Genomic DNA, 21,818 nt, shown 5'->3' on the forward strand with positions numbered 1-21,818 from the left:
TTTACGGGCCGTAAGTAACGAAGTTTGATGCAAATGTCAGATCGTATGCGCCTGTTAGGGCGCGGCTGGTAAGAGAGCCTTACAGGCGCATCTGAAAAACCTCCGGCTATGCCGGAGGATATTTATTGTCGGTCAGCTATTCACGCTTACAGCGACTGCGGTTTCGCCTCTGATTGACGGGTTACATCCACCGGCATTCCGGAACGCACTTCCATAACATGTTCCATCACCGCAGCATCGGTCTGCGGCGCGTTCTTAAAGGCCTGCATCGGGCCATTCAGCACAATCGGCAGCACCTGTGGATCGTCGCCTATATTTTTAGACAGCGGCTGATGAACTTCCACCAGTCGCACGCCGCCTGGCTCCACCGAGGCTTTAATCGGCGTATTGATTATATTCACTTTGGTTCCCGGCGTGACCTGACGGAACAATGTCTCTATATCACCGTCGCGCAGACGGATACAGCCGGAACTGACGCGCATACCAATGCCAAAATCGGCATTCGTGCCATGTAACAGATAGACGCCGCCGTAGGCCGCTAAACGAATCGCGTGATGCCCCATTGGGTTATCGGGACCGGCAGGCACCACGGCGGGGAGATCGATGCCTTGCGCTTTATAACGGGCGCGAATATTGGCGGTCGGCGTCCAGGTTGGATTGGCGCGTTTATCCGAAATGGTCGTCACCATCGTTGGCGTCAGGGTATCGCCGCCCAGTTGGCCAATCCCGATAGGGTAGACCGTGACCGTATTTTTCCCCGGTTGATAATAGTAAAGCCGTAATTCCGCGAGGTTAATGACGATACCTTCACGTGGCGCGTCCGGTAGCAGCGTTTGCAGCGGAATCGTCAGCACGCTGCCTGCGCGTGGTACGTAAGGATCAATGCCGGGGTTGGCCTGTAACAGGGCTAAAAAGCCCACGTTATATTTTTTGGCGATCGCCTCCAGCGAGCCGCCGTCGTCTTCAACGACATGGAATTTATTTTCTCCCACCAGTTGACTGCCGGGGGGCGGAAGAGGCCACGTATTCGCCTGCGCGGGAAGGGCAAGCATGATGGTCGCGGTAAGCGCAAGCAACGCCCACCAGCGAGAGAGTCGCGTATTGTTGAACATTATAATAAACCCATGATTATTATGTGGTTATTTTTATAAAAGAGGAAATAAGAATTATGGCGGTTGGCTGTGTCTGGAACTGCAGGGAAGTGCAAAGAATTTGTAAAGATTAGGCCGGACGCAGAGTAATGATGCCCGGCCTGACGCTTATGCAATAGCGTTTTCTTCCAGTTGCTGCATGAACTGGCGTACCCAGTCTATACGCGTTTTACGTTCGCTTAAATCCTGAATAAACTTGAGGCGCGTCGGGCCATCCAGACGGAAATGCTGCGGCTGTTTTTGCAGCAACCCGATAAGCCAGGCGGGGTCAACGTGGTTTTTCTCGGCGAACTCAATCGTTCCGCCTTTCTCGTTACCCTCCAGTTTTCGGATGCCGAGCTTTTGCGCCTGTTGGCGCAGGCGGGCGATATCCAGCAGATTACGCGCCGGATCGGGCAGCAGGCCGAAGCGATCGATCAATTCCACTTTGATCTCTTCCAGCTCGTTTTCGTTCTTCGCGCTGGCAATGCGTTTATAGAATGACAGCCGGGTATTAACATCCGGAATAAAATCATCCGGCAGTAACGACGGCATTCGCAGCTCGACTTCCGTTTGCTGACTGGTGAGATCTTCCAGCGAGGGTTCGCGGCCTGCTTTCAGCGCATCAACGGCGTTTTCCAACAGTTCCATGTAGAGTGAGAAGCCAATGGTTTCCATTGAGCCGCTTTGCTCTTCGCCAAGCAGCTCGCCCGCGCCGCGGATCTCCAGATCGTGGGTCGCCAGCGCAAACCCGGCGCCTAAATCCTCCAGCGACGCAATCGCCTCCAGCCGTTTTTGCGCATCGGTGGTCATGGCCTTAGGATGTGGCGTCAACAGCCAGGCGTAGGCCTGGTGGTGCGAGCGCCCAACGCGGCCACGCAGCTGGTGCAACTGCGCGAGGCCGAAATGATCCGCGCGTTCAATGATGATCGTGTTAGCGGTGGGAATGTCGATCCCCGTTTCGATAATGGTAGTACACACCAGCACGTTAAAACGTTGATGGTGGAAATCGTTCATGACCCGTTCCAGCTCACGTTCGCGCATCTGCCCGTGGCCTATAGCGATTCGCGCTTCCGGCACCAGTTCCGCCAGCCGCTCTGCGGCTTTCTGAATATTTTCGACGTCATTGTACAAATAGTAAACCTGACCGCCGCGCAGGATTTCACGCAGAATCGCTTCCCTTACTACCAGGCTATCATACTCGCGGACAAAGGTTTTTACCGCCAGACGACGGGCAGGGGGAGTGGCGATAATGGAGAGATCGCGCATACCGCTCATCGCCATATTCAGCGTCCGCGGGATCGGCGTCGCCGTGAGCGTCAGAATATCGACATCGGCGCGCATCGCCTTAATTCGCTCTTTGTGGCGCACGCCGAAACGGTGCTCTTCATCGACAATCAGCAGGCCCAGGTCGCGCAGCTTCACATCGCTTTGTAGCAGTTTATGCGTACCGATCAGAATATCGATCTTACCCTCGGCGGCTTCCGCCAGGATTTGCGTCTGCTCTTTGGCGCTGCGAAAGCGGGACAGCATCTCAATGCGTACCGGCCAGTTGGCGAAACGGTCGCGGAAGTTGTCATAGTGTTGCTGCGCCAGCAGCGTGGTCGGCACCAGTACCGCTACCTGTTTATGGTTTTCCACCGCCAGGAACGCGGCGCGCATCGCCACTTCGGTTTTGCCGAAGCCGACGTCGCCGCACACCAGCCTGTCCATCGCCAGCGGTTGGCACATATCGCTCAATACGGCGTTAATCGCCTGTGCCTGATCGGGCGTCGTTTCAAACGGGAAGCTGTCGCAGAATAACTGATACTGCTCACGATCATGCTTAAAGGCAAACCCCTCTTTTGCCGCCCGTTGCGCATAAATATCCAACAGTTCCGCTGCGACATCGCGCACTTTTTCCGCCGCTTTCTGCCGGGCGCGCGACCAGGCGTCGCCGCCCAGTTTATGCAGCGGCGCACTTTCTTCCGCGCCGCCGGCATAGCGGCTAATCAGATGCAATGAGGAGACCGGCACATACAGTTTGGCGTCATTGGCGTAGGTGAGCATCAGATACTCACCCTTGATGCCGCCAGCCTCCAGAGTGGTCATGCCGGCATAGCGTCCGACGCCGTGCTCCAGATGCACTACCGGTTGACCGACGTGGAGCTCCGCCAGGTTACGAATCAACGTATCCGGGTTGATCGTGCGGCGGGAATCCAGGCGGCGACGCGCCACCCGCTCACCCAAAAGATCGCTTTCACAAATCAGCGCCAGATTGCGTTGGGTGTCGATAAAGCCATGTTCTGCGGCGCCAATCATCAGATAGCGTCCCGCATCCTGCGCCTCGTCCAGGCGTAATATCCGCTTCGGCGCGATTTTTATGCGAGCCAGGAGCTCTCCCAGAGCTTCGCGGCGTCCTTCGCTTTCCACCGAAAAAATCACCGGACCGCTGAAAGATTCGAGGAACTTACGCAGCGCGTCCAGCGGCGCTTTCTGCTGTGCCTGGATAGACAAATCCGGTAATTTCTGGAAACCGAGATTGGTATTGGCGGCTTTTTCCGGCAGATGGTCGGTTTTAAGCTGGAGGCGAGGCCAGCGTTTAAGCTCGGAAAAGAGCTCATCCACCCGTAGCCAGAGGGCTTCCGGCGGCAAAAGCGGGCGCATAGGATCGACGCCACGATTTTCAAAACGCGCCAGCGTATCGGCCTGAAAGCGTTCGGCGCTGGTTTCCAGCGAGCCGGTATTCACCACCAGAGTATTGGCGGGGAAATAGCTAAATAATGGCGGTAACGGTTCGCTGAAAAAGAGCGGCTGCCAGTATTCGATCCCGGCGGGCAGAGTGCCTTTGCTGACCTGCTGATAGATGTGCTCGGCGTCGCGTTTTACCTCAAAGGTATCGCGCCACTGGCTACGGAAAAGCTCAATAGCGGCTTTGTCGGTAGGAAATTCGTGCGCGGGCAACAAATTGATGGCCTCGACCTCCTCCAGCGTACGCTGGGTATCCGCGTCAAACAGACGCAGGCTGTCGATTTCATCATCAAAAAAGTCGAGGCGATAAGGCTGTTCGCTGCCCATCGGAAAGAGATCCAACAGCGCGCCGCGCGTCGCGTATTCGCCATGCTCCATCACCTGATCGACATGCCGATAACCGGCGCTGTCAAGCTGCGCGCGCAGAGCGTCGCGGGACAGCCGCTGGCCTTTTTTCATCACCAGCGCATGACCATGCAGATAGCTATGCGGACAAACGCGCTGCATCAGGGTGTTTACCGGTACAATCAAGACGCCGCGCTGCATCGACGGCAACTGGTAGAGCGTGGACAGGCGCGAAGAGATAATTTCCTGATGCGGGGAAAAGCTGTCATACGGTAGCGTTTCCCAGTCCGCCAGGTTCATCACCATCTGATCGGTAAACTGGCGGATTTCATCATGCAATCGCAGAGCATTTTGCATGTCAGGCGCTATGAGTACCACCGGACCGGCATGGCGTTCGGCTATCTCCGCCACCAGCGTAGCGCAGGCGGCACCGGTAAGTTCGCCCAACTGGCACTGATCGCCCGCTTTTGTCGGCAGCGTGTAACGTTGTTTTTCAGGCATAACGGTTGTCAGTATCTCTTTTTGTTTTACGCCGCACTCTACGCGTCACCCTTCAGGCTGCTTCATGGTTGGCTGCGCGCCGGGACAGCATGAAGGACTCAGGTATTCAGGGGCATATGACTGATAAGCAATGTTCTTTATTATCCGCGATCGTTGTTTATTAGCAAATTGAATCCGCCGGATAACGCGCCGAACAGGTAAAGTATGAACATGTAAGTGACTTGATTTGTCGGCCTTTTTCAGAATAACGCTGACGAACTCTTACGGTTCAGACATTTACGCATTCCGCTTTCGCTTATATACTCGGGACTTTGCTAACAGCAACCAGACGGATTACATGTATCAACCTGTCGCTCTATTCATCGGCCTGCGTTACATGCGCGGGCGTGCAGCAGATCGCTTCGGTCGCTTCGTTTCCTGGCTTTCCACTATCGGCATTACCCTGGGGGTGATGGCGCTGGTCACGGTATTGTCGGTGATGAACGGTTTTGAGCGCGAACTGCAAAATAACATTCTTGGTTTGATGCCTCAGGCCATCCTCTCTGCTGAACATGGTTCTCTTAACCCGAGTCAGATGCCGGAAAAAGCGGTGAATCTGCAAGGCGTTAACCGTATTGCGCCGCTGACGACGGGCGATGTCGTACTGCAAAGCGCGCGTAGCGTTGCGGTTGGCGTGATGTTGGGTATCGATCCGGCGCAAAAAGATCCGTTAACGCCGTATCTGGTCAATGTGAAGCAAAGCGAATTACAGCCGGGTAAGTATAATGTCATCCTCGGCGAGCAGCTCGCCGGACAGTTAGGGGTCAACCGCGGCGATCAGATTCGGCTAATGGTGCCATCTGCCAGCCAGTTTACGCCAATGGGACGCCTGCCCAGTCAGCGTCTGTTTACGGTGATTGGCACATTTGCCGCCAATAGCGAGGTCGATGGCTATGAAATGCTGGTCAATATTCAGGACGCGTCGCGTTTAATGCGCTATCCGGCAGGCAATATTACCGGCTGGCGTCTGTGGCTGGATGAACCGCTGCAAGTCGATACCCTCAGCCAACAGACGCTGCCGCAAGGCACGAAGTGGCAGGACTGGCGCGAACGCAAAGGCGAGTTGTTCCAGGCTGTGCGCATGGAAAAGAACATGATGGGATTGTTGCTGAGCCTCATCGTGGCGGTCGCGGCTTTTAACATTATTACTTCGTTGGGCCTGATGGTTATGGAGAAGCAGGGTGAAGTGGCGATTTTACAAACTCAAGGGCTGACGCCGCGACAAATTATGATGGTCTTTATGGTGCAGGGCGCCAGCGCCGGGATTATCGGCGCGCTGTTGGGCGCTGCGCTGGGCGCATTGCTTGCCAGTCAACTGAATAACCTGATGCCGATCATCGGCGCGTTTCTGGATGGCGCTGCGTTGCCCGTGGCGATAGAGCCGTTACAGGTGATCGTTATCGCGCTGGTGGCAATGGCCATCGCGCTGCTTTCTACGCTTTATCCTTCCTGGCGCGCTGCCGCCACTCAACCCGCTGAGGCTTTACGTTATGAATAAGATCCTGTTGCAATGCGACAACCTGTGCAAACGCTATCAGGAAGGCACCGTACAAACCGACGTGTTGCACGATGTCAGCTTCAGTATCGGCGAAGGCGAAATGATGGCGATCGTCGGCAGTTCCGGTTCGGGTAAAAGTACGTTGCTGCATCTGTTAGGCGGGCTGGATACGCCCACCTCCGGCGATGTGATTTTTAGCGGCCAGCCGATGAGCAAACTCTCTTCTGCGGCAAAAGCGGAATTACGTAACCAGAAACTGGGGTTTATCTATCAGTTTCATCATCTCCTGCCGGATTTTACGGCGCTGGAAAACGTGGCGATGCCATTATTGATTGGCAAAAAGAAACCGGCGGAGATTGACGCTCGGGCGCGAGAAATGCTGCACGCCGTAGGGCTGGAGCATCGCGCAACCCATCGACCTTCGGAACTTTCCGGCGGTGAGCGCCAGCGTGTCGCGATAGCGCGCGCGTTGGTGAATAACCCGCGTCTGGTACTGGCGGATGAGCCGACCGGTAATCTGGATGCGCGTAATGCCGACAGTATTTTTGAGCTTCTGGGCGAGTTAAATCGTCTGCAGGGAACCGCGTTTCTGGTGGTGACTCACGATTTGCAACTGGCGAAACGTATGAGCCGCCAGCTTGAGATGCGCGATGGCCGCCTGACGGCGGAACTGAGCCTGATGGGGGCGGAGTAATGGCGTCGCCTTTATCATTGTTAATTGGCTTGCGTTTCAGCCGTGGACGGCGGCGCGGCGGTATGGTTTCGCTCATTTCCGTCATTTCTACCATCGGTATCGCGCTGGGCGTGGCGGTATTGATTGTCGGTTTAAGCGCGATGAACGGTTTCGAACGCGAGTTGAATAACCGTATTCTGGCGGTGGTTCCGCACGGGGAGATTGAAGCGGTCAATCAGCCGTGGACCAACTGGCGTGAAGCGCTGGCAAAAGTGCAGAAGGTGCCGGGCATTGCCGCCGCCGCGCCGTATATCAATTTTACCGGCCTGGTAGAGAGCGGGGCCAATTTGCGCGCTATTCAGGTTAAAGGCGTCGACCCTAAGCAAGAGCAGCAGCTTAGCGCGTTACCGTCATTTGTGCAAAATCACGCCTGGGATCATTTCAAAGCGGGCGAGCAGCAGATCATTATCGGTAAAGGCGTCGCCGATGCGCTGAACGTGAAACAGGGCGACTGGGTGTCCATCATGATCCCCAATGCGAATGCCGACCATAAGCTGCTCCAGCCCAAACGCGTGCGTTTGCATGTCATCGGGATTCTGCAACTGAGCGGCCAGCTCGATCACAGCTTCGCCATGATCCCGCTTGAGGATGCGCAGCAGTATCTGGATATGGGGTCCAGAGTTTCCGGTATCGCGCTTAAAGTCCATGACGTGTTTAATGCGAACAAACTGGTGCGTGACGCGGGTGAGGTGACTAACAGCTATGTCTACATTAAGAGCTGGATCGGCACCTACGGCTATATGTATCGCGATATCCAGATGATTCGCGCCATTATGTATCTGGCGATGATTCTGGTGATCGGCGTGGCCTGTTTTAATATCGTTTCCACCTTAGTGATGGCGGTAAAAGACAAAAGCGGCGACATTGCGGTATTAAGAACGCTGGGGGCGAAAGATGGTTTGATTCGTGCCATTTTCGTCTGGTACGGACTACTGGCGGGCTTGCTGGGCAGCTTGATTGGCGTGGCGATCGGCGTTGTCGTTTCGCTTCAGCTTACCGCCATTATTAATGGGATTGAAAAGGCGATCGGGCATCAGTTTTTGTCCGGCGATATCTATTTTATCGACTTCCTGCCATCCGAATTACATTGGCTGGACGTTGTTTACGTACTGGTCACGGCGTTGTTGTTAAGCTTACTGGCGAGCTGGTATCCGGCGCGGCGGGCGAGCAACATTGACCCTGCGCGAGTATTGAGCGGCCAGTAATCGCGGAATATAAAAACAAGGAGCGGTGATGTATTACGGGTTTGACATTGGCGGAACAAAGATTGCGTTAGGCGTATTTGACTCAACGCGGCGGCTACAGTGGGAAAAACGGGTTCCCACGCCTCATGCCAGCTATGGTGCCTTTTTAGACGCTGTGTGCGAACTGGTCGCGGAAGCCGACCAGCGATTTGGCGTAAAAGGGTCGGTAGGGATTGGCATACCCGGTATGCCGGAAACCGAAGACGGCACGCTGTACGCCGCGAATGTCCCGGCAGCCAGCGGTAAGCCGTTGCGCGCCGATCTCAGCGCCCGACTGGATCGCGATGTGCGTCTGGACAATGACGCTAACTGTTTTGCCTTGTCCGAAGCCTGGGATGATGAATTCACGCAATATCCTTTGGTTATGGGGCTTATCCTCGGCACCGGCGTCGGCGGTGGCCTGGTGCTAAACGGGAAGCCGATTACCGGTCAGAGCTATATCACCGGCGAGTTTGGCCATATGCGTTTGCCGGTTGACGCGCTAACGTTGATGGGGTTTGATTTTCCTCTCCGCCGTTGTGGATGCGGTCAGATGGGCTGCATTGAGAATTATCTGTCCGGGCGTGGGTTTGCGTGGCTATATCAGCATTATTATCATCAATCGCTGCAGGCGCCGGAGATTATCGCGTTGTGGGAGCAGGGCGATGAGCAGGCGCACGCGCATGTTGAGCGCTATCTGGATTTACTGGCGGTTTGTCTGGGGAATATACTGACGATTGTCGATCCCGATTTATTGGTGATCGGCGGCGGACTATCGAACTTTACGGCAATAACAACGCAACTGGCGGAAAGACTGCCGCGCCATCTCCTCCCTGTTGCCCGCGCGCCGCGCATTGAGCGTGCGCGGCATGGGGATGCAGGTGGGATGCGCGGTGCTGCTTTTTTACATCTTACCGACTAATCAAAAAGAGGTTGTTATGCAGTCGCGTCGGTTTCATCGATTAAGCCGCTTTCGTAAAAATAAACGTCTGTTGCGTGAACGTCTGCGCCAGCGGATCTTTTTCAGAGACAGAGTGGTGCCGGAAATGATGGAAAACCCAAGAGTATTAGTCCTTACAGGTGCAGGAATTTCTGCAGAGTCTGGTATTCGTACGTTTCGCGCGGGGGATGGCCTTTGGGAAGAGCATCGGGTTGAAGATGTGGCCACGCCGGAAGGATTCGCCCGTAATCCGGGGCTGGTGCAGACATTTTATAATGCCCGCCGTCAGCAGCTTCAACAGCCGGAAATACAACCCAATGCGGCGCATCTGGCGTTAGCGAAGCTTGAAGAAGCGCTTGGCGATCGCTTTTTGCTGGTGACGCAAAACATCGACAATTTGCATGAACGCGCGGGCAATCGCAACATCATTCATATGCATGGCGAGCTGTTGAAGGTGCGCTGTTCGCAAAGCGGCCAGATTCTGGAATGGAACGGCGATGTGATGCCGGAAGATAAATGTCACTGCTGTCAGTTCCCGGCGCCGTTACGTCCGCACGTGGTGTGGTTTGGCGAGATGCCGCTTGGCATGGATGAAATTTATATGGCGCTGTCGATGGCGGATATTTTTATCGCCATTGGCACATCCGGTCATGTCTATCCGGCTGCGGGTTTTGTGCATGAAGCAAAACTGCACGGCGCACATACGGTGGAACTGAATCTTGAGCCAAGCCAGGTCGGCAGCGAGTTTGAAGAGAAGCACTACGGCCCGGCAAGCCAGGTTGTGCCGGAATTTGTTGATAAATTCCTGAAAGGGCTGTAGTGCCGTTTGCCCGGTAACGCCTTATCCGGCCTACATTTCACGTTACGTTCATCTGTAGGCCCGACAGGCGCTTTGGCTGAATTAGCGTCCTGCTTTTAGCTTCTGATAATACTCTTCATAAATGGCGCTGGCGTCGCCGACATCGTTTTGCCACTCGCCTTTGCTGATGGTTTGCGCATCCGGATAGAGCGACTTATCATTGGCGACCTCCGGGCTTAACAGCTTACGCGCCGCCAGGTTGGGGGTAGGGTAGCCGATGGTTTCTGCCACCTCTTTCGCGACGTCAGGACGCAGCAGGAAGTTGATTAGCTTCAGCGCGCCCTCTTTATTTTTCGCGTTCGCCGGAATAGCCAGGCTGTCCATCCAGAAAATACCGCCTTCCTTCGGCCAGACGACCTCCAGCGGCGTGCCAGCCTGACGAGCAACGAAGGCCGAACCGTTCCACACCATACCCAGGTTGACTTCCCCTTCCATATACGGATTCGCCGGATTATCGGAGTTGAAGGCCGCTACGTTCGGCATCAGTTTTTTCAACTCTTCATATGCCGCTTCGATCTCTTTCGGATCGGTAGTGTTACCGGAATAACCTAGCTTGCGCAGCGCCATCTGGAAGACTTCTCGCGCATCGTCGGTTAAAAGCAGGCTGTTTTTATATTCCGGTTTCCACAAGTCAGCCCAGCTGGTAATGGTTTTTGGATCGATAGCATCGCTGTTCACGCCAATCGCCGTTGCGCCCCAGATATACGGAACAGAATAATCGTTGTTGGGGTCAAACGGTTTGTTGAGCATTTCCGGATCGAGGTTGTGGAAATTGGTTAATTTCGACTTATCGATCTTCTGGATCATGCCTTCTTTGCGCATTTTGTCGACATAGTATGTAGAAGGAACAACCAGGTCATACGCGCCATCTTTATAGGTTTTGAGTTTGGCATACATGGTTTCGTTCGACTCGTAGGTCGAATAAATCACCTTAATGCCAGTCTCTTTAGTGAACTGTTCCAGCAGGCCCGGCGGTACATACTCAGTCCAGTTATAGAAATAGAGCGTGTCGTTGTCGGAGGCATGAGCGGCACTCATACCCAGCGCCAGGGCGCCCGCCGCGAGCAGGTGGCGTGACCATTTTTTCATTTAACGTCCCCTGAATTACGGGCCTTATCGGCCCTTGGTTTTATCACGAGCAATAAGCTGGCTGGCAATGACCATTACCAGAGACAGCACCAATAAAACGGTCGCCAGCGCGTTCACTTCTGGTGAAACGCCGACTTTTACCATGGAATAAATCTTTAAGGGTAAAATTTCATAGCCCGGCCCGGTGACAAACGACGAGACTACTACATCGTCCATCGACAACGTAAAGCTCAGCAACCAGCCCGCCGCCACCGCCGGCATCGCCAGCGGCAGAATGATTTTGCGTAAAATCGTTACCTCACTGGCCCCCAGGTCTTTTGCGGCTTCCTGCATTCTGACATCAAAGCCTTTCAGGCGCGAATAGACCGTGACGACCACAAACGGCAGACTAAAGGTGATGTGCGAGAACAGCAACGACCAAAAGCCCAGTTGAATGCCGAGTAACATAAACAGCACCAGCAGGGAGATCGCCATCACGATATCCGGCGACATCATTACTACAAACAGCATCCCGCTGACGAATGGCTTCCCGCGAAAGCGGTAGCGATAAAGCGCCACCGCGGTTAACGAGCCAATCAACGTGGCGAAGGTCGCTGAGAAAATCGCCATCGTCAGTGAATGTTGAGCGGCCTGCAACAGACTGTCGTTATTGACCAGGAGTTCGTACCATTTAGTGGTAAAGCCCTGCCAGTTAATGCCGAATCGCGAACTGTTGAAGGAGTTCACGATCAGAATAATGATGGGAATATACAGATACGCATAGATGGCAGTCATGAAACCGCCACGGAGCAGCCGACCGATCATTCAAGTTCCACCTTCTTATTCAGAGGATGGGGTGCTTTTAGAGTATTGAAAATGATCAATTTTTTCTCTTCTCCAAAATCTCTCCAAAACGTCTCGCGGTTATCAGCAGCCAGGAAGAAGCAAGCTGCCGCTTGAAGCCGCGAATTTTACAACAAATTGCCAGACGAGCGGGAAAAAAAGGCCATTTAAATGACTATTCTCATCCGATCCGGTCATATGCGGCATTATTGCGCCTGGCAAGAGGTTACTCTGTAGGCAAACAGGAAGTACGTGAGTAAACCCTGAACGTGACGTCTGAGAAAGCGTCGTCTGATTTTACAAAAAACAACATAAACAGCCGCTTTGTTGTTCTGAGCGAACGTGTAGCGTGGTTAACTGTTCTTCTGCCATTTTTTGTATAGCCTGGGGGGCTATTCTAAAAATGGCGTGAAAAACCTGATCAGAGATGGCTTCGACTATCTCAGCTAACATACTTTGGCTGGTGCTGGGATCCGTTACGAGGAACGCCTGAAACGTCTTATCCGCCAGTAAAACCTCTTTTACCATTTTCTCAATAGGTATGTGGGTATGTGGTGGTGGTATTTCAAGCTGCTTTAATCCACACATCGCCATTGTTTCTAAAAATGCGCTTTGCTGAGTACTTTCGGATATATTCGCATGCTGTAAAATGCGCGTTGTCTTTTCAATCCCAGACTGAATTTTCGCTGCCAGGTAGGTTACCTTTTCTTGCGTTTTCCACTCATCTAAATTTCCTTTTCTCCATTCAGAATATAAATACCCCTCTATGTTGTCTAATGGAACCGATAATGTCGGCGCGCCAGCAGGGTTGAGACATAATGTCGAAGGGAGGGGGTAATCTACGATTTCGCTATATCTTCTATTAATCATGGCCGTCATTTGTGGATGCGGTTTTAAAATATCGGGGCGATCTTTTATTAAAAAATAAGCATTCCCCATGACTTCACAGGTAAAGGCATCGGTATTTTGAGTGATACGTAACAATTCGTTCTCTTCGTTTTGATCCATGATGCGAAGAATAATAGTGTCATCATTTTCATTAGGATTATAAACCTGAAATCTATCTCTTTGTGATGCGCAGGCTAACTCTTTTAACTCAAAAAAAATCTCTGTAAGCCGCTCTCGTGTGGGGGTGCGATCGGCAAACAACATCTCATGTAGACAACGGTCCGCTTTTGCTTTGCCAGTAGAAAAAAAGAAGTCTTTAATTTTTTCCCATAAAACTTTCCACCATGCTTCTTTCGTATTCCTTGGGGAGTTGGTAAGGATTTCACTTTTTAAAAAACCATTCCCTATAGTAATCGGCATATTAATCTCACTTAAACTGGAGTAAAAATGACTACATAATTGATTAAATCGACCCTTTTTATCTCAACTGCGGGCGCATCGGATGTAATATAATTTTTAAAAGAGACTGGCAATCAGTATAAAACCTGAGAGCTTCGCGTATAAACGCATTACTGTCTGTGATAGCGTCGCTACAGGTAAAAATAAAAGAAGGCCTACCGCGGATGATGTTGTAGATTTGCAATACTGGCAGCAACTGCTTTCATGCGTTTTTTATGCCGGAGGCATGAAGTTTACCCTTGAATAAACTTCATGCCTGGATGCGTGTGGATTTGTTAGCGTTGCGCAATTAATCGCTTATATCACTCACCTTCTTATTCAATAAGCGGGAAGCCCGCCAGTAAATCAACAGCATGAGTCCCATCACAATGGTCAGCGTAATGCTGGTAGCCGCGCCAAACGGCCAGTCGCGAATATTCAGGAACTGTACCTTAATGACGTTACCAATCAGCAGGTTTTTCGCGCCACCCATTAAATCGGAGACGTAGAACAGGCCCATTGCCGGTAGCATCACGAGCAGGCAACCGGCGACAATGCCCGGCATGGTTAATGGAATAATGATGCGGATGAACGTTTGCATTTTACTGGCGCCGAGATCGCGAGCGGCCTCCAGTAGCGGTTTGTCGAGCTTCTCAATGCTGGAGTAGAGCGGCATGACCATAAACGGCAGCAAAATGTAAACCAGGCCGATAATAACGGCGCTCGGGGTGAACATGATGCGAATCGGCGTATCAATCACGCCCAGCCACAGCAGGAATTCATTGAGATAACCTTTAGTGCTCAGGAATATTTTTAGCCCATAGATGCGGATCAGTGAGTTGGTCCAGAAAGGAACAATCAGCAAAAACAGCAATAACGGACGTATCTTTTCCGGTAACTTCGCCAGAAACCAGGCGAAAGGATAGCCCAGCACCAGGCAGGAGAGGGTGGCGATCAGCGCCATATTCAGAGAGTGCAGGAGCACTTCAAAATAGAGCGGATCGAGCAGGCGTGCGTAGTTATCCAGCGTAAAGACCATCTTGACGAAACTGGCGTCGTCACGGGTCAGAAAGCTGGTGCCAATGATCATCAGGTTGGGCAGAAAAACAAACAACACAAGCCAACCGACGATAGTGACAATCACTACATTCTGGAATTTACTTGTGTTCTTCATCAGCCAGTACGACCTCCCAGCTTTCTACCCAACTAATGGCCATTTTTTGGTCAAGTGAATGGTCGAAGTCAGGATCGTCTTCGTTGAAGAATTCGCTGACCATCACCATTTTGCCATTTTCCAGTTCAACCACCGACTCCAGCGTCATACCTTTGTAATTGCGCTCGCGCACGTAGCCGATAAGCCCTTCGATGTGGTTATCATCGTTGATCTCTTCGACGCGTAGATCTTCCGGTCGCAGCAGGACGTTCAGTTTTTGGCCCGGTTCGACAGCGAAATTGACGTATATATTGCACTCCCGACCTTCTACGCTGGCGCGGACGCGCTGTTCATCAAGCCGTTCAATGACGGTTGCGTCAAAGCGGTTAATTTCGCCGATAAAACCAGCGACAAACAGGTTTTTTGGCTCTTCATAGATTTCACGCGGCGTGCCGTCTTGCTCAATCACGCCATTACGCATTACCACGATACGATCGGACATGGTGAGCGCTTCTTCCTGATCGTGAGTGACAAAAACAAACGTGATACCGAGTTTACGCTGTAATGCTTTAAGCTCGTTCTGCATTTGTTTGCGCAATTTATAGTCCAGCGCGGAGAGCGATTCGTCCAGTAATAACAGGCGAGGTTTATTCACCACCGCGCGAGCGATAGCCACACGCTGCTGCTGTCCGCCGGAAAGCTGGTGCGGTTTACGTTGTGCAAACTCTTCAAGCTGCACCATACGCAGCGCATCGGTCACGCGAGGCGCTATCTCGGCGGCTGGTGTTTTTTGCATTCGTAAGCCAAACGCGACATTTTCAAACACCGTCATATGCGGAAATAAAGCGTAGCTTTGAAATACGGTATTTACATAACGATTTTCGGCGGGAACGTGGGTGATATCCTGGTTATCCAACATGATATGCCCGGCATCAACGGTTTCCAGGCCGGCAATCAGGCGAAGAACGGTTGTTTTACCGCAGCCGGAAGGGCCAAGCAGCGTGAGGAATTCGCCATTGTTGATGGTCAAATCCAGCTGTGAAATGACCTCTTTGCCATCGAAACTTTTGCTAATTCCCGACAAAAGCACCAGCGGTGAAAGCGAACGCGGTTGTTTATTCAATTTCTTACTCTGTCCCATGTAAACGCAACGGATGGCTGACCGCTGCGGGGTTTGTGGTTAACCACCTTAATCACTCTTAATGAGGGCGGTCATTCTACGGCAAACCACCGTGATCGCCAATCCTTGTTGCGAATTACTGACTTAGCTTTATAGTCAGAAAGCGTGTCAAAGTGAAATATTCTTGTTTGCAGGGATAAAAGTGACCTGACGCAATATTTGTCTTTTCTTGCTTATTAATAATGTTGTCACGAAAAGTGAGGGTGACTGCATGGATAAACTACTTGAGCGTTTTTTACACTACGTATCGCTGGATACCCAATCAAAGTCGGGTGTTCGGCAGGTTCCAAGCACTGAGGGGCAGTGGAAGTTACTACGTTTGCTCAAACAGCAGCTCGAAGAGATGGGGCTGGTTAACATTACATTAAGTGAAAAAGGGACGTTGATGGCGACGCTCCCGGCCAATGTTGAGGGGGATATTCCCGCCATTGGTTTTATCTCCCATGTGGATACCTCTCCGGATTTCAGCGGTAAAAACGTTAACCCGCAGATTGTCGAGAATTATCGCGGCGGCGATATAGCATTAGGGATTGGCGATGAGGTGTTGTCACCCGTGATGTTCCCGGTACTGCATCAATTACTGGGACAAACGCTGATTACTACCGATGGTAAGACATTGCTGGGCGCGGACGATAAAGCCGGTGTTGCGGAGATCATGACCGCGCTGGCGGTGCTGAAAGGTAATCCTATTCCCCACGGCGAAATTAAAGTGGCGTTTACGCCTGACGAAGAGGTAGGGAAAGGCGCGAAGCACTTCGATGTTGAGGAATTTGGCGCGCAGTGGGCCTATACGGTCGACGGCGGCGGCGTGGGAGAACTGGAGTTTGAAAACTTCAATGCCGCCTCGGTGAATATCAAAATCGTCGGCAATAACGTGCATCCTGGTACGGCGAAAGGCGTGATGGTCAATGCGCTGTCGTTGGCGGCGAGGATTCACGCGGAAGTGCCGGCGGATGAAGCGCCTGAAACCACTGAAGGTTACGAAGGGTTTTATCATCTGGCCAGCATGAAAGGCACCGTTGACCGGGCCGAAATGCACTACATCATTCGCGATTTCGACCGTAAGCAGTTTGAAGCGCGTAAACGCAAAATGATGGAGATTGCCAAAAAAGTCGGTAAGGGGCTGCATCCGGACTGCTATATCGAACTGGTGATTGAAGACAGTTATTACAATATGCGCGAAAAAGTGGTTGAGCATCCGCATATTCTCGATATCGCCCAGCAGGCCATGCGCGACTGTCATATTACGCCGGAGATGAAACCGATTCGCGGCGGTACAGACGGGGCGCAACTGTCGTTTATGGGCTTGCCGTGTCCTAATCTCTTTACCGGCGGATATAACTATCATGGTAAACATGAGTTTGTGACGCTGGAGGGGATGGAAAAAGCGGTACAGGTGATTGTACGTATCGCGGAGCTGACGGCGAAGCGCGGCCAGTAGCGAATGTTACGCATTGTGGTGAAGTGTTTTATTATTTATGGCGGGATATTTTCCGCCATCAATTTTTCTGCCTGGAGCGCCGAATATCCGCCTTCCTGGTCCCAGCGCCAGCAACAATCTGCAGCATGTTTTATGACCGGCGATGAAACCTGCATGACGTTTATTGATGATGCGGTGAGGCTGGCCTCGCGGCAATATGGCAAACGCTCAATACAGCTTGTTCGTAGCCTGCTATTACAAAGCGATATTTATCAATGGCTGGGTAAACCTGAATTAACGCCGCAAATGCTGCTGCGAGCGCGGGCAATCATGAAAACATTTCCGGCGGGCACTTGTCCGGGCGATCGGGCCGATATGTTTGAACACCTTGCGGCCTTTAATGTTTACAGTGACGATCGCCATATAGAGTATTCATCTACAGAGCAGTGGCGATACGAGATCAAGGTTGATTACCGTCAGCGAATAGCCTGGCAAGAGCAGGCATTAACGTGGTGTCTTAAAGACAAAAAGGCATCGACGGAGGCATTGGTTTATACCTTAAACAGGATGCGCGACGCTTATTCTGATGCGCTGGAAGAGCGGGATGTCGAATGTGATAGTGCGCGTAAAGCCTATTATTTGGCGAAGATAGACGCAACGGAGCGGCAGTGGTTGGGCGTTATTTTACGGGATAAAACCTGGGATAATCGTGAGCGCGTCGCCTCTTTTTTGCAGCAGAAAGCGGATATTGCTTATAATGCAGGACATATTAGCGAGGCGATTAATGCGCTAAGTCAGGCGCTAAAAATTAAGCAAACGCTTTATGGCGCCGAATTCGGCGAAATGACGATTGACAGCAATAATCTTGCTGGCTTTTATGCACAGGGCCATCATTATAAGGAAGCGAAAGATCTCTACCTTAAACTTATCGCGTATTACCAGAGCCGTTTAACGCCAATGGCGACGGTAATATCACGATTACGCTTTTATTTGCCCGAAAACATCGACCTGGACAGTACCTCCCCCTATCTCCCATTGCTGGAAGAATATAATCGTCGGCAGTCTGACGTATCAATGGTGTTGTATGGTATTTCGCTGCTTTATCAGAATAATCAACAGCTTGAACAAGCAAAAGACTTTGCGGAACGCGCCTTTACGCTTGATGCCGTAGCTTATCCAGCAAAGATGCAGTATGAACGATTACAGCAACTGGCTAATATTGCCGAAGGTCTTGGCGATAACGTACTGGCGCGGCGCTATCGGCAAATGTCATTTCGCCATCGAATGGCCCACTCGATTTATCCGGGCGATCCGCAATATAACGATTTCGCCAAAGCTGGCGGCGATCGTTGTGGATAGTTTGCGTCAGCCCGGCGGTCGCCGGGCATTGCGATGTTCTTATCCTTCGAAGAACCAGTACCCGCTATTCACCAGCGCCGCCAGCATCGCGAGGAAGGACGGGTCTTCCAGCGCATCGCCGAAGTTTTCAGCGGTCAGTGCAATATGACTGGCGAGCGCCTCCAGAGCGGGGCGATGCGGAGAGTCTATTTTTTCGCCATTCGCATAGACCTCATCGCCGATACGCAATACGCGAAGCCCGCCGAGACGTACTAATACCTCGCCTTGCTTTAAGGCATCGTAAATTTCATCAGGCTGATACGGCGGCTCCGGCGGCGCAATATCCAGTTCGTGGCGTGACTGAGAGAGAAACTCGCCAAGCCACTGTTGGAAATGCGCGGGTTGATTGATCAAATCGAGCATCATATTACGCAGTTTATCCATCTCCTGCGGCAGGATATCCGCCGGATGCTTGCGGGACGGCATATCCGGATCGCTGTAGTATGTATTGCCCAACTCCCGTTGCAGGACGTAATCGGCAAAACCGCTGATCAGCTCACGGCTATTGGGCGCGCGAAAACCGACCGAATAGTTCATGGCGTTTTCCAGCGCATAGCCTTCATGCGGGAATCCTGGCGGAATATACAGAATGTCGCCCGGCTCCAGCTCTTCATCAATAATGGCCTCGAACGGATCGACTTGTAACAGGTCGGGATGCGGGCAGTGCTGACGCATTTGCAGCTTTTCGCCCACGCGCCAGCGACGGCGACCGGTTCCCTGGATAATAAACACATCATACTGATCCAGATGCGGGCCAACGCCGCCGCCGGGGACGGAAAAGGAGATCATCAGATCGTCGATACGCCAGTCCGGCAGAGCGCGGAACGGGCGCATCAAGGCGGCGGTGGGTTCGTGCCAGTGGTTTACCGCCTGTACCAGCAGCGACCAGTTGCTCTCACCCAGATGATCGTAGCTTTCGAAAGGGCCATGGCTGACCTGCCATTTGCCATCCTGATGGCTAACGAGACGGCTGTCGATTTCGCTTTCCATCGCCAGCCCCGCCAGCTCATCCGGCGAGAGCGGATCGATAAAGTTGCTAAACCCACGTTTTAAGACCACCGGGCGTTTTTGCCAGTGGCGTTCAAGAAAGTCGGGCCAGTTAAGAGTTAATTGGTATTCCATGTTAAGTATCCGCAGGCTGGTATCTGACACCGATTATAACGGATGCTTAACGAGATGCGTGGAAGAACGCGCAGAAATGTTTATTCCTCTTTCTGTGTGGGATGCTGTCGGCCAAAAACGACCTCCATACGGGCGCCGCCGAGCAGACTGTCGCTGGCAATGATCTGCCCGGCGTATTGTTCCGTAATCTCGCGCGCGACAGCCAGCCCCACGCCTTGCCCTGGTCGTAGGGTATCGGCGCGCTGACCGCGATCAAACACCAGGGAACGTTTGCTGTGGGGTATGCCTGGGCCGTCATCTTCGACGAAAATATGCAAATGATCGTCGGTCTGGCGAGCCGAAATCTCGACAAACTCCAGACAATATTTACAAGCGTTGTCCAGTACGTTGCCCATAACTTCGACAAAGTCGTTTTGCTCGCCGACAAAACTGATCTCTGGTGAAATATCCATACTGATATTCACCCCTTTACGCTGATAAACTTTATTTAGCGCGGAGATCAGGTTATCTAACAACGGCGCGACGGGATGCAGTTCGCGGCTTAACAATACGCCGCTACCGCGCATACTGGCGCGATGCAGATAATAGCCGATCTGCTGGGAAATCCGGCTGATCTGTTCCAGCATCACCGGTTCAGCTTTGCTGACGCTCATCTTTTCGTTGCGTAAAGAGCGTAACGTACTCTGCAAAACCGCGAGCGGCGTTTTTAAACTGTGCGTCAGGTCGGTCAGGGTCGTGCGGTATTTGTTATAACGTTCACGCTCGCTTTTGAGCAGTTGATTAAGGTTGCGCACAAGGCTGGTCAGCTCACGCGTCGTCTCCGGATTGAGCATTTCGCGGTGATGATCTTCAAGCTCGCGGACTTCCCGCGCCAGCGCCTCGATAGGGCGTAAGCTCCACCAGGCGGCGATCCACAGTAAAGGAATGACTAACAGTAAATTGGCGGCCAGCACGTATACGAACCAGCTCCACACCATATAGGAGCGTTTTAGTTCTATCGGAATGGTATCGACCACCACGATGGTTAACTGCGGCATCCGCGCCGTGGCAGGATAAATATTTACCGCTACCGAGTGGGTCATCTCCGCATCATCGTCATCTTCACGTACTTCTTTGAGTTTTTCCTGCGCGGAATGGTCCTCGCTCAACAGCGTGCTGGTAGCGTCTACGTTGGTTTCAATTTCATGGAAGCCGTTCGTTTTTAACCATTCCGGTTGAATGCTTTTAATCAGCCAGGGGATATTGCGCTGCGTCCATAATAATTTGCCCGTTTCATCGTAAATCAGCGTCATGGTCGGACTTTGCATGTCCAGATTTTCAGGCAGCTCAACGCTGATTTTATTATTTTCCCATTTGGCGAGGGTATAAAACAGGTTGCTTTCGCCGCGCAGCAAACGAAAAGTGGTTTTATCAAAACTTACGCTATAGCCGACCAGCGCCACTATGCCATATGCCAGAGAAAGCACCAGCACGACGCCGGCTGTCGCCAGCAAAAAACGAACCCGCAGCGACAGCGGCAGAAAATGGCGAGCAAATTTATTCATTAGCGCAATTCAAAAAGATATCCTTGTCCGCGTACGGTGGTAATGACATCGTGCGGATACTGGGCCTGTATTTTTTTCCGCAGACGCCCCATGAGAACATCAATGGTATGGCTTTCCCGCAGTTCCGCATCCGGATACAGCTGAAGCATCAGCGAATCTTTGCTGACCACTTTACCGTTGTTACGGATAAGCGTTTCCATAATGGTGTATTCGAACGCCGTGAGTTTGATGACCTCTTCATTGACGGATAATTCCCGGCGTGAGAGATCCACCTGGAAAGGCGGGATGTTGATCACCTGGGAGGCCAGACCGCTATTACGGCGCATTAACGCCTGCATACGCGCCATTACCTCTTCGATGTGGAATGGCTTCGTTACGTAGTCATCGGCCCCGGAGCTGAGAACCTCGACTTTATCCTGCCAGCCTTCGCGCGCGGTTAACACCAGAACCGGCAGTGAAACATCACTGCTGCGCCAGCGGCGTATTAAGGAAAGGCCGTCTTCATCCGGCAGACCTAAATCGACAATAGCGATATCCGGAAGGTGTTCATTAAGGTAGTAATCAGCTTCCCTGGCATCTTCTGCGGCATCGACCTGGTGACCTGAATCCTGGAGCTGAACCTTCAGGTGGTGGCGTAATAATGCATTATCCTCTACAACCAGTACGCGCATCATCTCTTCTCCCTTGTGTTAACAATAAGAACAGTCTAGCGTTGATTATGGTGCTTTGGGGATAAACAGTTAATAAACCAGACAAATAGTCACCC

Annotated in this window: 17 protein-coding genes; 7 read left to right on the forward strand and 10 right to left on the reverse strand. The window is 52.2% G+C overall.

What is annotated here, in order from left to right:
* Nucleotides 1–146: 146 nt before the first annotated feature.
* Together J4685_RS00005 and mfd are read right to left on the reverse strand one after the other, a co-directional pair.
* Nucleotides 147–1,112: a L,D-transpeptidase family protein gene (locus J4685_RS00005; RefSeq protein ID WP_000482964.1), complete on the reverse strand. Its 966-nt coding sequence runs from the start codon at nt 1,110–1,112 to the stop codon at nt 147–149.
* 147 nt (nt 1,113–1,259) lie between these two features.
* Nucleotides 1,260–4,706: a transcription-repair coupling factor gene (gene mfd / locus J4685_RS00010; RefSeq protein WP_001114315.1), complete on the reverse strand. Its 3,447-nt coding sequence runs from the start codon at nt 4,704–4,706 to the stop codon at nt 1,260–1,262.
* A 337-nt stretch (nt 4,707–5,043) separates the two neighbouring features.
* Here mfd and lolC point away from each other — a divergent pair, with 337 nt between their 5' ends.
* The 5 genes from lolC to cobB are packed head-to-tail and all read left to right on the forward strand — an operon-like array spanning nt 5,044 to nt 9,959.
* The gene (gene lolC / locus J4685_RS00015; RefSeq protein WP_001532069.1) at nt 5,044–6,243 is read left to right on the forward strand and encodes a lipoprotein-releasing ABC transporter permease subunit LolC; all 1,200 of its coding nucleotides are present in this window, start codon (nt 5,044–5,046) and stop codon (nt 6,241–6,243) included.
* Nucleotides 6,236–6,937, forward strand: coding sequence for a lipoprotein-releasing ABC transporter ATP-binding protein LolD (gene lolD, locus J4685_RS00020; RefSeq protein ID WP_001033714.1), 702 nt, complete (start codon nt 6,236–6,238; stop codon nt 6,935–6,937). The genes lolC and lolD overlap by 8 nt, the downstream gene beginning before the upstream one ends.
* Nucleotides 6,937–8,181 (forward strand): lipoprotein-releasing ABC transporter permease subunit LolE, encoded by a 1,245-nt coding sequence (gene lolE / locus J4685_RS00025; RefSeq protein WP_000168090.1) that lies wholly within the window; start codon nt 6,937–6,939, stop codon nt 8,179–8,181. Before lolD ends, lolE begins: the two co-directional genes overlap by 1 nt.
* Nucleotides 8,182–8,209: 28 nt before the next feature.
* Nucleotides 8,210–9,121: an N-acetylglucosamine kinase gene (nagK, locus tag J4685_RS00030; RefSeq protein WP_000291319.1), complete on the forward strand. Its 912-nt coding sequence runs from the start codon at nt 8,210–8,212 to the stop codon at nt 9,119–9,121.
* A gap of 16 nt (nt 9,122–9,137) precedes the next feature.
* A complete protein-coding gene (gene cobB, locus J4685_RS00035) occupies nt 9,138–9,959 on the forward strand; it encodes a Sir2 family NAD+-dependent deacetylase (RefSeq protein ID WP_023211513.1) in 822 nt (273 codons plus the stop codon).
* Nucleotides 9,960–10,040: 81 nt separating this feature from the next.
* Here cobB and potD read toward each other — a convergent pair whose 3' ends face one another.
* From potD to potA, 5 genes are all read right to left on the reverse strand, one after another.
* Nucleotides 10,041–11,087, reverse strand: a complete 1,047-nt coding sequence (potD, locus tag J4685_RS00040; protein WP_000759329.1) for a spermidine/putrescine ABC transporter substrate-binding protein PotD — start codon at nt 11,085–11,087, stop codon at nt 10,041–10,043.
* Nucleotides 11,088–11,111: 24 nt separating this feature from the next.
* Nucleotides 11,112–11,891, reverse strand: a complete 780-nt coding sequence (gene potC, locus J4685_RS00045; RefSeq protein WP_000580301.1) for a spermidine/putrescine ABC transporter permease PotC — start codon at nt 11,889–11,891, stop codon at nt 11,112–11,114.
* Nucleotides 11,892–12,206: 315 nt separating this feature from the next.
* Entirely contained in the window at nt 12,207–13,217 is a 1,011-nt protein-coding gene (gene sifA, locus J4685_RS00050) for an SPI-2 type III secretion system effector SifA (protein ID WP_011233075.1), read from the reverse strand.
* 328 nt (nt 13,218–13,545) lie between these two features.
* A complete protein-coding gene (gene potB / locus J4685_RS00055) occupies nt 13,546–14,409 on the reverse strand; it encodes a spermidine/putrescine ABC transporter permease PotB (RefSeq protein WP_000799391.1) in 864 nt (287 codons plus the stop codon).
* Nucleotides 14,393–15,529, reverse strand: a complete 1,137-nt coding sequence (gene potA, locus J4685_RS00060) for a spermidine/putrescine ABC transporter ATP-binding protein PotA (RefSeq protein ID WP_000531582.1) — start codon at nt 15,527–15,529, stop codon at nt 14,393–14,395. The genes potB and potA overlap by 17 nt, the downstream gene beginning before the upstream one ends.
* 250 nt (nt 15,530–15,779) lie before the next feature.
* On the opposite strand from potA, the gene pepT reads away from it, so the two are divergent.
* Entirely contained in the window at nt 15,780–17,009 is a 1,230-nt protein-coding gene (gene pepT, locus J4685_RS00065) for a peptidase T (RefSeq protein ID WP_000359418.1), read from the forward strand.
* A gap of 3 nt (nt 17,010–17,012) precedes the next feature.
* Complete coding sequence (locus J4685_RS00070; RefSeq protein WP_016505389.1) at nt 17,013–18,347, forward strand: periplasmic protein; 1,335 nt, start codon at nt 17,013–17,015, stop codon at nt 18,345–18,347.
* A gap of 39 nt (nt 18,348–18,386) precedes the next feature.
* On the opposite strand, the gene roxA is transcribed toward J4685_RS00070, so the two are convergent.
* The 3 genes from roxA to phoP form a co-directional block, all read right to left on the reverse strand.
* Nucleotides 18,387–19,508, reverse strand: coding sequence for a [50S ribosomal protein L16]-arginine 3-hydroxylase (gene roxA, locus J4685_RS00075; protein WP_000456514.1), 1,122 nt, complete (start codon nt 19,506–19,508; stop codon nt 18,387–18,389).
* Between the two features lie 80 nt (nt 19,509–19,588).
* Nucleotides 19,589–21,052, reverse strand: a complete 1,464-nt coding sequence (gene phoQ, locus J4685_RS00080; RefSeq protein WP_001031687.1) for a two-component system sensor histidine kinase PhoQ — start codon at nt 21,050–21,052, stop codon at nt 19,589–19,591.
* Entirely contained in the window at nt 21,052–21,723 is a 672-nt protein-coding gene (gene phoP / locus J4685_RS00085; RefSeq protein WP_001537766.1) for a two-component system response regulator PhoP, read from the reverse strand. The genes phoQ and phoP overlap by 1 nt, the downstream gene beginning before the upstream one ends.
* Nucleotides 21,724–21,818: the final 95 nt, after the last annotated feature.

The sequence above is a fragment of the Salmonella sp. 32100201201700099SM genome (assembly GCF_017572645.1).
GTDB lineage: Bacteria > Pseudomonadota > Gammaproteobacteria > Enterobacterales > Enterobacteriaceae > Salmonella > Salmonella enterica.

What these genes read in the sequence shown, in the direction of transcription:
- J4685_RS00005 (WP_000482964.1), bottom strand. Translation starts at nt 1,112, where the DNA reads ATGTTCAACAATACGCGACTCTCTCGCTGGTGGGCGTTGCTTGCGCTT.
- mfd (WP_001114315.1), bottom strand. Translation starts at nt 4,706, where the DNA reads ATGCCTGAAAAACAACGTTACACGCTGCCGACAAAAGCGGGCGATCAG.
- lolC (WP_001532069.1), top strand. Translation starts at nt 5,044, where the DNA reads ATGTATCAACCTGTCGCTCTATTCATCGGCCTGCGTTACATGCGCGGG.
- lolD (WP_001033714.1), top strand. Translation starts at nt 6,236, where the DNA reads ATGAATAAGATCCTGTTGCAATGCGACAACCTGTGCAAACGCTATCAG.
- lolE (WP_000168090.1), top strand. Translation starts at nt 6,937, where the DNA reads ATGGCGTCGCCTTTATCATTGTTAATTGGCTTGCGTTTCAGCCGTGGA.
- nagK (WP_000291319.1), top strand. Translation starts at nt 8,210, where the DNA reads ATGTATTACGGGTTTGACATTGGCGGAACAAAGATTGCGTTAGGCGTA.
- cobB (WP_023211513.1), top strand. Translation starts at nt 9,138, where the DNA reads ATGCAGTCGCGTCGGTTTCATCGATTAAGCCGCTTTCGTAAAAATAAA.
- potD (WP_000759329.1), bottom strand. Translation starts at nt 11,087, where the DNA reads ATGAAAAAATGGTCACGCCACCTGCTCGCGGCGGGCGCCCTGGCGCTG.
- potC (WP_000580301.1), bottom strand. Translation starts at nt 11,891, where the DNA reads ATGATCGGTCGGCTGCTCCGTGGCGGTTTCATGACTGCCATCTATGCG.
- sifA (WP_011233075.1), bottom strand. Translation starts at nt 13,217, where the DNA reads ATGCCGATTACTATAGGGAATGGTTTTTTAAAAAGTGAAATCCTTACC.
- potB (WP_000799391.1), bottom strand. Translation starts at nt 14,409, where the DNA reads ATGAAGAACACAAGTAAATTCCAGAATGTAGTGATTGTCACTATCGTC.
- potA (WP_000531582.1), bottom strand. Translation starts at nt 15,529, where the DNA reads ATGGGACAGAGTAAGAAATTGAATAAACAACCGCGTTCGCTTTCACCG.
- pepT (WP_000359418.1), top strand. Translation starts at nt 15,780, where the DNA reads ATGGATAAACTACTTGAGCGTTTTTTACACTACGTATCGCTGGATACC.
- J4685_RS00070 (WP_016505389.1), top strand. Translation starts at nt 17,013, where the DNA reads ATGTTACGCATTGTGGTGAAGTGTTTTATTATTTATGGCGGGATATTT.
- roxA (WP_000456514.1), bottom strand. Translation starts at nt 19,508, where the DNA reads ATGGAATACCAATTAACTCTTAACTGGCCCGACTTTCTTGAACGCCAC.
- phoQ (WP_001031687.1), bottom strand. Translation starts at nt 21,052, where the DNA reads ATGAATAAATTTGCTCGCCATTTTCTGCCGCTGTCGCTGCGGGTTCGT.
- phoP (WP_001537766.1), bottom strand. Translation starts at nt 21,723, where the DNA reads ATGCGCGTACTGGTTGTAGAGGATAATGCATTATTACGCCACCACCTG.